Below are 13,632 nucleotides of genomic sequence, written 5' to 3'. Positions count from 1 at the left end.
GTTTTTAAAATTACTTTCAGTCGATAGGTTTGAGGGAGGAGAATCTAAAATCTCTTTCTATTTACTCTTCTTTCTTGCATTGCTTTTCTAGATATGCTAGAGTGGTGATAGCGATTACAAAAAAAGGAGCATATTATGAAAAATCCAGCTTTATTAGAAGAAATCAAGACTTATAAAGGACGGGATGAGGTTCCAGAAGACTTTGATGCTTTCTGGGATGAGGAAGTGAAAAAAGTTTCAACACTTCCAGGCTACCAGTTGGAGGAAAGAAATTTCCACATTCCTCAAGTCAAGTGCTATGAGTTAACATTTGAAGGAAGCAAGGAAGGCAAGGTCTATGCACGCGTCGTTCTTCCAAAGAGTGAGGGTAAAGTTCCAATAATTTTCCATTTCCATGGTTATATGGGACGTGGCTTGGACTGGGCCGACATGCTGGCCTTCACCGTGGCTGGTTATGGTGTTGTTTCCATGGATGTGCGGGGGCAGTCGGGTTACTCACAAGATGGTTTGCGTTCTCCTCTAGGAAATACGGTTAAGGGACATATTATCCGTGGGGCTGTGGAAGGTCGGGATCACCTCTTTTATAAGGATGTTTATCTGGATATTTACCAGTTGGTCGAAATTGTTGCTAGTCTACCTCAGGTTGATGAGAAGCGTCTTTCTAGCTATGGTGCCTCGCAAGGAGGGGCTTTAGCCCTAGTTGCAGCAGCGCTCAACCCTCGAATTGAGAAAACTGTTGCAATCTATCCTTTCTTATCAGACTTCAGACGAGTGCTTGAGATTGGTAATACTAGCGAGGCTTACGACGAACTTTTCCGTTATTTCAAGTTTCACGACCCCTTCCATGAAACTGAGGAGGAGATCATGGCGACCCTTGCCTATATCGATGTGAAAAATCTTGCCCATCGTATCAAGGGTGAGGTTAAGATGATTACGGGCTTGGACGATGATGTTTGCTATCCTATTACCCAGTTTGCGATTTACAACCGTCTGACCTGTGACAAGTCCTATCTTATCATGCCAGAGTATGCCCATGAAGCTATGAATGTTTTTGTCAATGACCAAGTTTACAACTGGCTCTGTGGTAGTGAGATTTCTTTTAAGTATATAAAGTGATGAATGAGAGAGCCAGTAGCTCTCTTTTTTGTTATAAATGTTGAAAGTACTTTTAAAAATATTAAAATATTAAAATATTTCTGAAAGTAAAATCTATTCTATGACAAGCTTGAGATAAACCTATGACTTTATTGTATAATAAAGAAAAAGTCTCTAGGAAAGGAGTGAAAGAGCTACTGTTTGGATTACAGCTAGCTAAATTTTGAAAGAGAGAAGGAGAGGAACTCTCGTTTATTAATTACTTTCTTGTGTTTTCCTATGGTCGGGAGTAAAAATTTTAAAACAAAAAGAAAGCGCTTTATTTTTTGGTGATATTGAAAGGTAGAAAGATGAATCAGAAGAATTATGACAGAAAACAAAGATATGGTATTCGTAAATTTGCAGTGGGTGTAGCCTCTGTAACCATTGGTGCTGTGGTGTTTGGAGTAAATCCTGTATTGGCAAATGAACAAGGAAACTCAACTGTAACTGCAGCTGAAAATAATAATCAAGGTTTATCAGAATTACCAAAAGAAGCTTCTTCAGGAAGTCTTGCTCATTTAGATAGCGAATTAGCTGGAAAATTGGCAACAGCAAAAGACAATGGTGTGGAAGTTGATCAGGATAAGTTGAAGAAAAATGAGACTACTGAAGCAGAGACAACCACTCCATCAAATACACCTGCAGCTGACAATACACCAGCTCCTGCTGATAAACCAGAAACAGATTCTGCAACTACAGAAGCAAGTAACAAGGACCAAGATAAAGAAGAAGAGGGAGTACTTCCTCGAGATTATTACGCTAGAGACATCGCAAATGCAACTCCAGTAGTGGAAAAAGAAGATGTTGAAACAAATTCGAAGAATGGTCAGCGTGTAGATTTAGCTAGTGAATTAAATGCATTGAAGAAACTTCAAAATGCGACCATTCATATGGAATTCAAGCCAGATGCCAAAGCTCCAGATTTTTATAATCTATTCTCAGTGTCTAGTGATAAGAAAAAAGATGAGTACTTCACCATGGCTGTTCTCAATAATACAGCCTTAATTGAGGGACGTGATGCTAATGGAACACAATTTTATGATAAATATACGGATGCTCCATTGAAAATTAAGCCTGGGCAGTGGAATTCAGTTACCTTTACTGTTGAAAGACCGAATGCAGAAAATCCAGGAGGAAAAGTTAGACTCTATGTAAATGGAGTTTTATCTCGTACCAGTTTGAAGTCTGGTAAATTTATCAAGGATATGCCAGATATTACCCATGCTCAACTTGGTGCAACAAATCGGGCAGGGAAATCAGTTTGGGGAGCAAATTTACAGGTTCGTAATTTAAGTGTTTATGATCGTGTATTAACTCCAGAGGAAGTTCAAAAACGGAGCCAATTGTTTGAGAGATCTGATTTGGAACAAAAGCTACCAGAAGGGGCTAAAGTTACTGAAAAACAAGATGTCTTTGAAGGTGGTATGCATAACAAACCAAATAAAGATGGTATTAAGAGTTATCGTATTCCTGCACTTCTTAAGACAGATAAAGGTACTTTGATTGCTGGTGCAGATGAGAGACGCTTGCATCACTCTGACTGGGGTGATATCGGTATGGTCGTCAGACGAAGTGAGGATAAGGGGAAAACATGGAGCGATCGAGTAACGATTACAAATTTACGAGACAATCCAAAAGCTTCTAATCCATCAATCGGTTCACCAGTGAACATCGATATGGTTTTGGTTCAAGATCCTGCAACAAAACGAATTTTTTCGATCTATGATATGTTCCCAGAAGGGCAAGGAATCTTTGGAATGGCTGCTCAAAGAGAAGAAGCCTATAAACAAATCGATGGAAAAACTTACCAAATCCTCTACAAAGAAGGCGAAGAAGGTTCCTACACAATTCGCGAAAATGGTACAGTGTATACACCAGATGGCAAAGCAACAGATTACCGTGTTGTTGTAAATCCAATGAAACCAGCTTATAGTGATAAGGGAGATCTGTATCAAGGGGATCAACTATTAGGAAATATTTATTTCACAAGTAATAAAACGTCTCCATTTAGAGTTGCTAAGGATTCTTATCTATGGATGTCTTACAGTGATGACGATGGTAAGACTTGGTCAGCACCTCAAGATATTACCCCAATGGTAAAAGCTGATTGGATGAAATTCCTAGGGGTTGGACCTGGAACAGGAATTACTCTTCACACAGGACCTCATAAAGGCAGAATTATTGTACCTGTTTATACAACAAATCAGACTAGCCACTTAAGCGGTTCTCAATCATCTCGGATTATCTACTCAGATGATCATGGTAAAACTTGGCATGCAGGAGAAGCACCTAATGACAATAGACCTGTTGGAAATGAAATTATTCATTCTTCAACAATGAGGAATGATGGTGCTCAAAATACGGAGTCAACAGTTGTACAATTAAACAATGGTGACCTTAAACTTTTCATGCGTGGGTTAACAGGTGATTTACAAGTTGCTACAAGTAAAGATGGTGGAGCTACATGGGAAAAGGAAATCAAACGATATCCAGAAGTGAAAGATGCCTATGTTCAAATGTCAGCTATTCATACGATGCATGATGGGAAAGAATACATTCTTCTTAGTAATGCTGCTGGGCCAGGCCGTGAACGTAAAAATGGTCTAGTCCATTTGGCACGAGTTGAAGAGAATGGAGAATTGACTTGGCTTAAGCATAATCTTATTCAAAGTGGTAAGTTTGCCTACAATTCTATTCAAGATCTCGGGAATGGCGAATATGGTTTGCTTTATGAGCATGCAGATAACAACCAAAACGAATATACCTTGTCTTATAAGAAATTTAATTGGGATTTCTTAAGCAAGGATATGGTTTCTCCAACCGAAGCAAAAGTTACACATGCAGTTCATATGGGGCAAGGCATTATTGCCATGGAATTTGATTCAGAAGTATTGGTCAATCAAGCACCAACATTACAGCTTGCAAATGGTAAGACGGCTACGTTTATGACGCAGTATGATACCAAGACTCTGTTGTTTACAGTAGACCCTGAGGATATTGGTCAAAAAGTTACGGGCTTAGCAGAAGGCGTGATCGAAAGTATGCATAATTTGCCTGTTTCAGTAGTTGGTTCTAAGATTACTCATGGTGTAAATGGAAATGAAGCTGCGACAAATGAAGTTCCAGAATTTATAGGTGGAGTTAATGGCGAGGAAGCTGCAGTAACTGAAGAAGCTCCTGAATATACAGGCCAATTAGCGACGGCAGGAGAAGAAGCAGTAAAAGTAGAAAAGCCAGAATTTACAGATGGAGTTAATGGCGAAGAAGGGGCAGTTGCGGCAGAAGTTCCTGAATATACTGGTTCTCTTGCAACAGTAGGAGAAGAACCAGCTCCAACAGTAGAAAAAACGGAATTCACAGGAGGCGTAAATGCAGTTCTAGCAGCTTCAAATGAGGTTCCTGAATATACCGGAGGTGCTAACTTTGTCTTGGCGGCTTCAAATGAGGTTCCTGAATATACAGGAGGTGCTAATTTTGTCTTGGCAGCTTCAAATGAGGTTCCTGAATATACCGGAGGTGCTAATTTTGTCTTAGCAGCTTCAAATGAGGTTCCTGAATATAAAGGAGGTGCTAACTTTGTCTTGGCAGCTTCAAATGACCTTCCTGAATATAAAGGAGGTGTCAATGGCGCTGAGGCAGCAATCCATGAAGTGCCAGAGTACAAGGGAGAAACCAAACCAGTCTTAGCAGCTGCAAACGAACGTCCAGCTAAGAAGTTATCTCTTGGACAAGGTGCTACTTATCAAGCACCAGCGGCTAAACAAAATGAGCTTCCAAATACTGGAAGCAAAGAAAATACAACCTTTATTTCTCTAGGATTAGTGGCAGGTCTCTTATCTGTTTTGACATTTGGGAAGAAACGAAAAGAAGACTAGGTCTTGAATAAAATGAATTTTGCTCATCGTTAATGATAAAAGAGATGGCCCATTTGAAAGATGGCTATCTCTTTTTATCATTTTAGATACTGAGCGAATTGAAAATAAGACAGTGCTGAAACTACTTTCAGAAACTGCTGTTCTATAAAATACTTTTGAAACTGAAATCTATTCTACCACAAAGTATTGAAAGCGCTTTAAAAATAATATATAATGAACCCATAAGAACAAAGAAAAGGAGGAAAGAGGATGCCACAGATTACTAAAGAGGCCTTGATTGCACAAATCAAAGATGGAATCATCGTTTCTTGTCAGGCCCTTCCTCACGAACCGCTTTATACAGAAGCGGGAGGAGTCATACCCTTGCTGGTCAAAGCGGCTGAGCAAGGTGGAGCAGTCGGTATCAGAGCCAATAGTGTTCGTGATATCAAAGAAATTAAGGAAGTAACTAAACTTCCAATTATAGGGATTATCAAACGAGATTATCCACCACAAGAACCCTTCATCACTGCTACTATGAAAGAAGTTGATGAATTGGCAGAACTTGATATAGAGGTAATTGCTCTGGATTGTACCAAGCGTGAACGCTATGATGGTTTAGAGATTCAAGACTTCATTCGTCAGGTTAAGGAGAAATATCCTAACCAGCTCTTGATGGCTGATACAAGTACTTTCGAAGAAGGATTGGCAGCTGTTGAAGCAGGAATTGACTTTGTCGGAACAACTTTATCAGGATACACATCTTACAGTCCAAAAGTGGATGGTCCCGATTTTGAATTAATTAAAAAACTCTGTGATGCCGGTGTAGATGTCATTGCAGAAGGGAAAATTCATACACCAGAACAAGCCAAACAAATCCTTGGATATGGAGTGCGAGGCATCGTTGTTGGTGGCGCTATTACTAGACCAAAAGAGATTACAGAACGCTTCGTTGCTGGTCTTAAATAACACAATCTCAAAAAAGAGGAGAGTGGTGGATGCGTCGGATAAAATGAAAACGTATACAAGTTCAATCTTACTCATTATCCAATATGGATACGCTTATCAATTAGGAGAATACAAATGAAATTTAGAAAACTAGCTTGTACAGTACTTGCGGGTGCTGCGGTTCTTGGCCTTGCTGCATGTGGTAATTCTGGCGGAAGTAAAGATGCTGGAAAATCTGGTAGCGATAGCGGAAAAACAGAAATCACTTGGTGGGCATTCCCAGTCTTCACTCAAGAAAAAACTGGTGACGGTGTTGGAACATATGAAAAATCAATCATCGAAGCGTTTGAAAAAGCAAATCCAGATGTAAAAGTGAAATTGGAAACCATCGACTTCAAGTCAGGTCCTGAAAAAATCACAACAGCTATTGAAGCAGGAACAGCTCCAGATGTACTGTTTGACGCACCAGGACGTATCATCCAATACGGTAAAAATGGTAAATTGGCTGAGTTGAACGACCTCTTCACAGACGAATTCGTCAAAGATGTTAACAACGAAAATATCGTACAAGCAAGTAAAGCTGGAGACAAAGCTTACATGTATCCAATTAGTTCAGCTCCATTCTACATGGCTATGAACAAGAAAATGTTGGAAGAAGCTGGAGTTGCAAACCTTGTAAAAGAAGGTTGGACTACTGATGATTTTGAAAAAGTTTTGAAAGCACTTAAAGATAAAGGCTACACACCAGGTTCATTGTTCAGTTCTGGTCAAGGGGGAGACCAAGGAACACGTGCCTTCATTGCAAACCTTTATGGAGCTTCTGTAACAGATAAAGATGTAACAAAATATACAACTGATGATCCTAAATTCGTAAAAGGTCTTGAAAAAGCAGCTAGCTGGATTAAAGACGGTTTGTTGAACAATGGTTCACAATTTGACGGTGGAGCAGATATCCAAAACTTTGCCAACGGTCAAACATCTTACACAATCCTTTGGGCACCAGCTCAAAACGGTATCCAAGCTAAACTCTTGGAAGCAAGTAAAGTAGAAGTGGTAGAAGTACCATTCCCATCAGATTCAGGTAAACCAGCTCTTGAATACCTTGTAAATGGATTTGCAGTATTCAACAATAAAGACGACAAGAAAGTTGCAGCATCTAAGAAATTCGTTCAATTCATCGCGGATGACAAAGAATGGGGTCCAAAAGACGTTGTTCGTACAGGTGCCTTCCCAGTTCGTACATCATTTGGCAAACTTTATGAAGACAAACGTATGGAAACAATCAGTGGTTGGACTAAATACTACTCACCATACTACAACACTATCAATGGTTTTGCTGAAATGAGAACACTTTGGTTCCCAATGTTGCAATCTGTATCAAATGGTGACGAAAAACCAGCGGATGCTTTGAAAGCCTTTACTGAAAAAGCTAACGAAACAATTAAAAAAGCTACAAAACAATAAGCACTAAATCAGATTGACTCCTCCCTTTTCCCTGTGCATAGTCTATGTAAGAAAAGGGAGGATTTTGTTTGAAATGTAAGGAACTGTCACGAAATTAAAATGAAGTTCTTACATAAGCGAATCTTAAAAAATTTCATTTTGATTTTAAAACAGTTCAAGAAAGTCAAAAAATTATTCTATTTGAAAGAGAGGTGCCGACTGTGAAAGTCAATAAAATTCGTATGCGGGAAACAGTGATTTCCTACGCTTTCCTAGCACCAGTATTATTCTTCTTTGTCATCTTTGTCTTGGCTCCTATGATTATGGGATTCATTACAAGTTTCTTTAACTACTCAATGACTAAATTTGAGTTTGTAGGCTTGGACAACTACATTCGCATGTTTAAAGACCCTGTCTTTATGAAGTCTTTGATCAATACCGTGATTCTGGTTATTGGATCTGTACCCGTTGTTGTTCTATTCTCACTCTTTGTAGCATCTCAGACCTATCATCAAAATGCCATTGCCAGATCCTTCTACCGTTTCGTCTTCTTCCTTCCTGTTGTAACAGGTAGTGTTGCCGTAACAGTTGTTTGGAAATGGATCTATGACCCACTATCAGGAATTTTAAACTTTGTCCTTAAGTCAAGCCACATCATCAGCCAGAACATTTCTTGGTTGGGAGATAAAAACTGGGCTTTGATGGCGATTATGATTATCCTTTTGACTACATCTGTTGGTCAGCCGATTATCCTTTATATCGCAGCTATGGGTAATATTGACAATTCATTGGTTGAAGCAGCGCGTGTTGATGGTGCGACTGAATTGCAAGTGTTCTGGAAGATTAAATGGCCTAGCCTCCTTCCAACAACACTTTATATCGCAATCATTACAACAATCAACTCATTCCAGTGTTTCGCCTTGATTCAGCTTTTGACTTCAGGTGGTCCAAACTACTCAACAAGTACACTTATGTACTACCTTTACGAAAAAGCCTTCCAATTGACAGAATACGGTTATGCAAACACTATCGGCGTCTTCTTGGCAGTGATGATCGCTATCGTAAGCTTTGTTCAATTTAAAGTACTTGGAAACGACGTAGAATACTAAAGAAAGGAGACAGCTATGCAATCTACACAAAAGAAACCTTTAACAGCTTTCACTGTTATTTCAACTATTATCTTGCTCTTGTTGACCGTGCTGTTCATCTTTCCATTCTACTGGATTTTGACAGGTGCTTTCAAATCACAGCCTGATACCATTATGATTCCGCCACAATGGTTCCCTAAAATGCCAACCATGGAGAACTTCCAACAACTCATGGTGCAAAACCCTGCTATGCAGTGGATGTGGAACTCTGTGTTTATCTCATTGGTAACCATGTTCTTAGTTTGTGCGACCTCTTCTTTAGCAGGTTATGTATTGGCTAAAAAACGTTTCTATGGGCAACGCATTCTATTTGCAATCTTCATTGCAGCCATGGCACTTCCAAAACAAGTTGTCCTTGTACCATTGGTACGTATCGTCAACTTCATGGGAATCCATGATACTCTTTGGGCAGTTATCTTGCCTTTGATTGGATGGCCATTCGGGGTCTTCCTCATGAAACAATTCAGTGAGAATATCCCTACAGAATTGCTTGAATCAGCTAAAATCGACGGTTGTGGTGAGATTCGTACTTTCTGGAGCGTAGCCTTCCCAATTGTGAAACCAGGATTTGCAGCCCTTGCAATCTTTACCTTCATCAACACTTGGAACGACTACTTCATGCAGTTGGTTATGTTGACTTCACGTAACAACTTGACCATTTCACTCGGTGTTGCGACTATGCAGGCTGAAATGGCAACCAACTATGGTTTGATCATGGCGGGTGCCGCTCTTGCAGCAGTTCCAATCGTAACAGTCTTCTTAGTCTTCCAAAAATCCTTCACTCAAGGTATTACTATGGGAGCTGTCAAAGGTTAATACTCTGCGAAAATTGAATTCAAACTACGTCAGCGTCACCTTGCCATACTTAAGTATTGCCTGCGGTTAGCTTCCTAGTTTGTTCTTCAATTTTCATTGAGTATAAGAGAATACAGAGTTATAAGTGTCTACAAAATGTTGGGTATTTGCTTACCTTAGATAATTTGTTAGACACTTATCAACTTAAGAATGATTTTAGTTAACTATCAGAAACGAAGGAAAGAGTATGATTTTTGACGATTTGAAAAACATCACCTTTTACAAAGGGATTCATCCCAATCTAGACAAGGCTATCGACTATCTCTACCAGCATCGTAAAGATTCATTTGAATTAGGTAAGTATGAGATTGACGGGGACAAGGTCTTTCTAGTTGTTCAGGAAAATGTCCTCAATCAAGCTGAAAATGATCAATTTGAGCATCATAAGAACTATGCAGATTTGCATTTGCTGGTAGAAGGACATGAATATTCAAGCTACGGTTCACGTATCAAAGACGAGGCAGTAGCATTCGACGAAGCGAGTGACATTGGCTTTGTTCATTGTCATGAACACTACCCACTTTTGTTGGGTTATCACAATTTTGCGATTTTCTTTCCAGGAGAACCACACCAGCCAAATGGCTATGCAGGTATGGAAGAGAAGGTTCGCAAATATCTCTTTAAAATTTTGATTGATTAAAAAATCAGGAGGAGCAAACATGGCACAAAAAGGAGTAAGCCTTATCAAGGCAGCATTTGATACAGACAACTTTCTCATGCGTTTTAGTGAAAAGGTCTTGGATATCGTCACAGCCAATCTTCTTTTTGTCGTTTCTTGTTTGCCCATCGTGACGATTGGAGTGGCTAAAATTAGCCTCTACGAGACCATGTTTGAGATTAAGAAGAGTAGACGTGTGCCTGTCTTTAAAATCTATCTAAGAGCTTTCAAGCAAAATCTGAAACTAGGTCTTCAGTTAGGTCTACTTGAGTTGGGCATTGTTTCATTAAGCCTTCTAGATCTTTATCTCTTTTGGGGTCAGACAGCTATGCCTTTCCAAATGGTGAAAGCTATTTGTCTAGGTATTCTTATCTTCCTCACTATCGTGATGTTGGCTAGCTATCCCATCGCTGCACGCTATGATTTAACTTGGAAAGAAGTCTTACAAAAAGGACTTATCTTGGCAAGTTTTAACTTTCCTTGGTTCTTCCTCATGTTAGCTATTCTCTTTCTCATTGTGATGGTTCTTTATCTGTCCGCCTTCAGTTTACTTTTAGGTGGCTCAGCCTTCCTGCTTTTTGGATTTGGACTCTTAGTCTTTATCCAGACTGGATTGATGGAGAAAATTTTCACAAAATACCAATAGGATGGCTTGTCTATGAAACTACTTTCAAGCCCTAAACATTTCAAAATTCATATCGAAACTAAAATCTAAGTGTACACAAGATGTTGAAAGCGTTTTTCACAAGGTGTATACTAAACACGTAAAAAATAAATCCTGCTTTTAGCAGAAAAAAAGAAAACTTAGGAGAAAATCTATGTCAGATTTAAAAAAATACGAAGGTGTCATTCCAGCATTCTACGCATGTTATGATGATCAAGGAGAAGTAAGTCCAGAGCGCACACGTGCCTTGGTGCAATACTTCATTGATAAAGGTGTTCAAGGTCTTTATGTTAATGGTTCTTCTGGTGAATGTATCTACCAAAGCGTTGAAGACCGTAAATTAATCTTAGAAGAAGTCATGGCAGTTGCCAAAGGTAAGTTGACTATTATTGCTCACGTTGCTTGCAACAATACCAAAGATAGTATGGAACTTGCTCGTCATGCTGAAAGCTTAGGAGTAGATGCTATTGCAACGATTCCGCCGATTTATTTCCGCTTGCCAGAATACTCAGTTGCTAAATATTGGAACGATATCAGTTCTGCAGCTCCAAATACAGACTATGTGATTTATAACATTCCTCAATTGGCAGGGGTTGCTTTGACTCCAAGCCTTTACACTGAAATGTTGAAAAATCCTCGTGTTATCGGTGTTAAGAACTCTTCTATGCCAGTTCAAGATATCCAAACCTTTGTCAGTCTTGGGGGAGAAGACCACATTGTCTTTAACGGTCCAGATGAACAGTTCCTAGGTGGCCGTCTCATGGGTGCTAAAGCTGGTATCGGTGGTACTTATGGTGCTATGCCAGAACTCTTCTTGAAACTCAATCAGTTAATTGCGGACAAAGACTTAGAAACAGCGCGTGAGTTGCAATACGCTATCAATGCAATCATTGGTAAACTCACTGCTGCACATGGAAATATGTATGGTGTCATTAAGGAAGTCTTGAAGATCAATGAAGGATTGAATATTGGTTCTGTTCGTTCACCGTTGACACCAGTGACTGAAGAAGATCGTCCAGTTGTAGAAGCAGCTGCAGCCTTGATTCGTGAAACCAAGGAGCGCTTCCTCTAATCCATAAGGAGGTATTTATGACACATTACGTTGCAATTGATATCGGTGGAACAAATATCAAATATGGTTTGATCGACCAAGAAGGCCAACTTGTTGAATCGCATGAAATGCCAACAGAGGCGCATAAAGGTGGACCTCATATCTTACAAAAGACCAAAGATATCGTAGCCAGCTATTTAGAAAAAGGCCCAGTAGCAGGTGTTGCCATTTCTTCTGCAGGAATGGTGGATCCAGACAAGGGTGAGATTTTCTATGCTGGACCTCAAATCCCTAACTACGCAGGCACCCAGTTCAAAAAGGAAATCGAAACTAGCTTTGCGATTCCTTGTGAGATTGAAAATGATGTCAACTGTGCAGGTCTGGCTGAGGCAGTATCTGGTTCAGGCAAGGGAGCGAGTGTCACTCTTTGCTTGACTATTGGAACCGGTATCGGTGGTTGCTTGATTATGGATGGGAAAGTCTTCCATGGTTTTAGCAATTCGGCCTGCGAAGTTGGTTATATGCATATGCAGGATGGAGCGTTCCAAGATTTGGCTTCTACAACAGCTTTAGTGGAGTATGTAGCAGCAGGTCATGGAGATCCAGTTGACCAGTGGAATGGTCGTCGTATCTTTAAGGAAGCTACGGAAGGCAATAAACTCTGCATGGCTGGTATTGACCGCATGGTAGACTATCTAGGAAAAGGTCTGGCAAATATTTGCTATGTTGCCAATCCAGAAGTGGTCATTCTCGGTGGCGGTATCATGGGACAAGAGGCTATCCTCAAACCCAAGATCCGTAAAGCCTTGAAAGAGGCTTTGGTGCCAAGCCTTGCTGAAAAAACACGATTAGAATTTGCCCATCACCAAAATACGGCAGGTATGTTGGGTGCTTATTATCATTTCAAAACAAAACAATCCTAGTTTGGTTTAACCAAACTAGGATTTTCTTACACGTTTTTGTCTACGATAGCCATTGAGTTTTTTATTTTCCCAATAGCTATTAAAGATTTTCTCCTTGCTTTCACGATTGATTTCCAAAAAGTAGGCATAAATCAAATCGATAAAGAAGAGCATAGGAAGTTGAGCGGATATTCGTTGAATGTAGGAGGGTTGGCTGTGGGTGGCCACAAGAACAGTCTCTGTATAGGTCTGGCTATCTTTATTTGGAACACTTGTAAAGAGTACAGTCTTTGCCCCCATCTCTTTTGCGTCTAATAAACTGTCCAAAATAGAAGGAGTTGAGCCAGAAAGTGAGAAACCGAGTACGAGACAATTCTCATCCATAATACTGGTTGTCCAAGCAAAACCATCTTGATCGGTCAAAGCCTCGCAGACCACACCTAGACGCATAAAGCGCAATTTCATTTCACGAGCTACGAGGCCAGAACTCCCTGTTCCGAAGAAGTAGACACGATCAGCATCTTCGATTAACTGGGCGATTCGTTCCAGTTGTTCTTCGTCAATCAAGCCCTGTGTTTGTTCTCGCATATTACTGTAGCTTCGAAGAACTCGGTTGGTTAAAGGACTATGTTTGTGAGAATGAGTGTCCTGTTTCTTTGCTTGGTGCAGGTATTGGAAAATAAATTCTCGATAGCCTGTAAAACCACATTTTTTAGAAAAGCGGGTCAGAGCAGCTTGAGAGATATGTAATTTTTGAGTGACCTGCTGAGAAGATAAATCATCTGCAATGGTTTCAGCTTGCAAAAAATAGCGAGCGATTTCTTGCTCTAGGTCTGTCATTTCTTCGAAGTGAGAATCAATGAGGGTTGCTATATCTGGTTTGTCCATAGGGAAGGCTCCTTTAAATGAGTCATATTGGAAAAAGACTGAGTCATCGAACTTTTACATTTATTATATCATATAATGTAGGGA

Annotated in this window: 11 protein-coding genes; 10 read left to right on the top strand and 1 reads right to left on the bottom strand. The window is 39.9% G+C overall.

The annotated features are described in order from the left end of the window. Nucleotides 1-135: 135 nt before the first annotated feature. The 10 genes from LG372_RS08260 (at nucleotide 136) to LG372_RS08215 (ending at nucleotide 12,681) form a co-directional block, all read left to right on the top strand. Nucleotides 136-1,116, top strand: a complete 981-nt coding sequence (locus tag LG372_RS08260; RefSeq protein ID WP_115904038.1) for an acetylxylan esterase — start codon at nucleotides 136-138, stop codon at nucleotides 1,114-1,116. Between the two features lie 329 nt (nucleotides 1,117-1,445). Then, nucleotides 1,446-5,012 (top strand): SIALI-17 repeat-containing surface protein, encoded by a 3,567-nt coding sequence (locus LG372_RS08255; RefSeq protein ID WP_225742575.1) that lies wholly within the window; start codon nucleotides 1,446-1,448, stop codon nucleotides 5,010-5,012. Nucleotides 5,013-5,261: 249 nt separating this feature from the next. Further along, entirely contained in the window at nucleotides 5,262-5,960 is a 699-nt protein-coding gene (locus LG372_RS08250; protein ID WP_049487328.1) for an N-acetylmannosamine-6-phosphate 2-epimerase, read from the top strand. Nucleotides 5,961-6,074: 114 nt separating this feature from the next. Next, complete coding sequence (locus LG372_RS08245) at nucleotides 6,075-7,403, top strand: ABC transporter substrate-binding protein (protein ID WP_049492184.1); 1,329 nt, start codon at nucleotides 6,075-6,077, stop codon at nucleotides 7,401-7,403. A gap of 221 nt (nucleotides 7,404-7,624) precedes the next feature. After that, nucleotides 7,625-8,491: a carbohydrate ABC transporter permease gene (locus LG372_RS08240; protein WP_161683542.1), complete on the top strand. Its 867-nt coding sequence runs from the start codon at nucleotides 7,625-7,627 to the stop codon at nucleotides 8,489-8,491. 15 nt (nucleotides 8,492-8,506) lie between these two features. Continuing rightward, the gene (locus LG372_RS08235) at nucleotides 8,507-9,346 is read left to right on the top strand and encodes a carbohydrate ABC transporter permease (RefSeq protein ID WP_001192119.1); all 840 of its coding nucleotides are present in this window, start codon (nucleotides 8,507-8,509) and stop codon (nucleotides 9,344-9,346) included. A 226-nt stretch (nucleotides 9,347-9,572) separates the two neighbouring features. Next, nucleotides 9,573-10,025, top strand: a complete 453-nt coding sequence (locus LG372_RS08230) for a YhcH/YjgK/YiaL family protein (RefSeq protein WP_000575448.1) — start codon at nucleotides 9,573-9,575, stop codon at nucleotides 10,023-10,025. A gap of 19 nt (nucleotides 10,026-10,044) precedes the next feature. After that, a complete protein-coding gene (locus tag LG372_RS08225) occupies nucleotides 10,045-10,689 on the top strand; it encodes a YesL family protein (RefSeq protein ID WP_225742574.1) in 645 nt (214 codons plus the stop codon). Nucleotides 10,690-10,861: 172 nt separating this feature from the next. Continuing rightward, a complete protein-coding gene (locus LG372_RS08220; RefSeq protein WP_001281495.1) occupies nucleotides 10,862-11,779 on the top strand; it encodes a dihydrodipicolinate synthase family protein in 918 nt (305 codons plus the stop codon). 17 nt (nucleotides 11,780-11,796) lie between these two features. Further along, nucleotides 11,797-12,681 carry an ROK family protein gene (locus LG372_RS08215; protein WP_225742573.1) on the top strand — a complete coding sequence of 295 codons (885 nt, stop codon included), beginning with the start codon at nucleotides 11,797-11,799 and terminating at the stop codon, nucleotides 12,679-12,681. 15 nt (nucleotides 12,682-12,696) lie between these two features. On the opposite strand, the gene LG372_RS08210 is transcribed toward LG372_RS08215, so the two are convergent. Next, a complete protein-coding gene (locus LG372_RS08210) occupies nucleotides 12,697-13,548 on the bottom strand; it encodes a MurR/RpiR family transcriptional regulator (protein ID WP_225742572.1) in 852 nt (283 codons plus the stop codon). Between the last annotated feature and the right edge of the window lie 84 nt (nucleotides 13,549-13,632).

The sequence above is a fragment of the Streptococcus sp. Marseille-Q5112 genome (assembly GCF_916700555.1).
In the GTDB taxonomy this organism is placed as follows: domain Bacteria; phylum Bacillota; class Bacilli; order Lactobacillales; family Streptococcaceae; genus Streptococcus; species Streptococcus symci.
Note: the sequence above shows the minus strand (reverse complement) of the source record. Positions and strands in the feature narration are given on the sequence as shown.